Origin of the sequence: Mycolicibacter algericus DSM 45454 (assembly GCF_002086455.1) — a bacterium.
In the GTDB taxonomy this organism is placed as follows: Bacteria; Actinomycetota; Actinomycetes; order Mycobacteriales; family Mycobacteriaceae; genus Mycobacterium; species Mycobacterium algericum.
Genome location: NZ_MVHC01000074.1, coordinates 1 through 1,482, shown reverse-complemented (window position 1 = coordinate 1,482; position 1,482 = coordinate 1). Strand labels below are relative to the sequence as shown.

The following is a 1,482-nucleotide window of genomic DNA, read 5'->3' as shown; positions in this document are numbered from 1 at the left end:
GAGCAATGATCAATACCTGTGGATGAGCCTCGGTGAGGCGGCGTAGGAAAGGGCGCACCTTCCCGAGGATGATCTGAATGTCGAAGGTCTGATCAAGAGCCGGCGTTGGCGCGCTGGTTCGGGAAGGTACGCCCATGCTCACGGTAGTTCACGACGCGGAATCGTCCAACGAAGAGGCTGGTTCGAGCCGGTCGGTGCTCGATGAGATCGTCCGCGACGGCGCCCGCAAGATGCTGGCGGCGGCGCTGGAGGCCGAGGTCGCGGCTTATATCGCCCAGTTCACCGATGTCCTCGATGAGAACGGGCATCGCTTGGTGGTGCGCAACGGCCACCACCAGGAGCGGACCGTGCTGACTGCGGCCGGCGCGGTGGCGGTCAAGGCTCCGCGGGTCAACGACAAGCGCATCAATGCCGATACCGGCCAGCGGTGCCGGTTCTCCTCGGCGATCCTGCCGGCCTGGGCACGTAAGTCACCTCAGATGGCCGAGGTGCTGCCGTTGCTGTATCTGCATGGGCTCTCCAGCGGAGACTTCGGCCCGGCGCTGGAGCAGTTCTTGGGCACCGGTGCGGGGCTCTCGGCGTCGGCGATTACCCGGCTGACCGCCCAGTGGCAGGACGAGGCGAAAGCCTTCGCCGCGCGTGATCTCTCGGGTACGGATTACGTCTACGTGTGGGTGGATGGGATTCACCTCAAAGTCCGTCTGGAGCAGGAGAAACTGTGTCTGCTGGTGATGATCGGTGTCCGTGCTGACGGCCGCAAGGAGCTCGTCGCGCTCACCGACGGCTACCGCGAGTCGGCCGAAGGCTGGGCGGATCTACTGCGTGATTGCCGCCGCCGCGGCATGACCGCACCGGTGCTCGCGGTCGGCGACGGCGCGCTGGGGTTTTGGAAGGCGTTACGCGAGGTGTTCCCTGACACCCGAGAGCAGCGTTGCTGGTGGCACAAGCAGGGCAACGTTCTTGCCGCACTGCCGAAATCGGCACACCCGGGCGCACTGGCGGCGCTCAAGGACATCTACAACGCCGAGGATATCGACAAGGCGCAGCTGGCGATCAAGGCCTTCGAGATCGACTACGGCGCCAAGTACCCCAAGGCGGTCGCCAAGATCGTCGACGACGCCGATGTCCTATTGGAGTTCTTCAAGTACCCGGCCGAGCACTGGATCCACCTGAGGACCACGAACCCGATCGAAAGCACCTTTGCCACAGTCCGTTTGAGGACCAAGGTGACCAAAGGGCCGGGTTCACGAGCAGCGGGGCTGGCAATGGCCTACAAGCTCATCGAGGCCGCCCAAGCCCGTTGGCGCAAGGTCAACGCCCCCGAGTTGGTCGCCCTCGTACGTGCGGGCGCGGTGTTCCACAAAGGCAAGCTGCTTGAACGACCCACCGACATCACCCCCAAACCGTCGACGGGCGAGCCCGCAACCGCCGGATCGGAGGTCGCCTGAAAATCACCGATCCACAGGTCTTGACAATATCTCG

Annotated in this window: 1 protein-coding gene; it reads left to right on the top strand. The window is 64.2% G+C overall.

Features of this window, described 5'->3' with window-relative positions; genetic code table 11:
• Positions 1-134 precede the first annotated feature (134 nt).
• Positions 135-1,448: an IS256 family transposase gene (locus BST10_RS22120; protein WP_083040775.1), complete on the top strand. Its 1,314-nt coding sequence runs from the start codon at positions 135-137 to the stop codon at positions 1,446-1,448.
• The last annotated feature ends 34 nt before the right edge of the window (positions 1,449-1,482 follow it).

Bases quoted from the DNA above. Each gene is read 5' to 3' on its own strand.
- BST10_RS22120 (WP_083040775.1), top strand. From the start codon at position 135: ATGCTCACGGTAGTTCACGACGCGGAATCGTCCAACGAAGAGGCTGGT.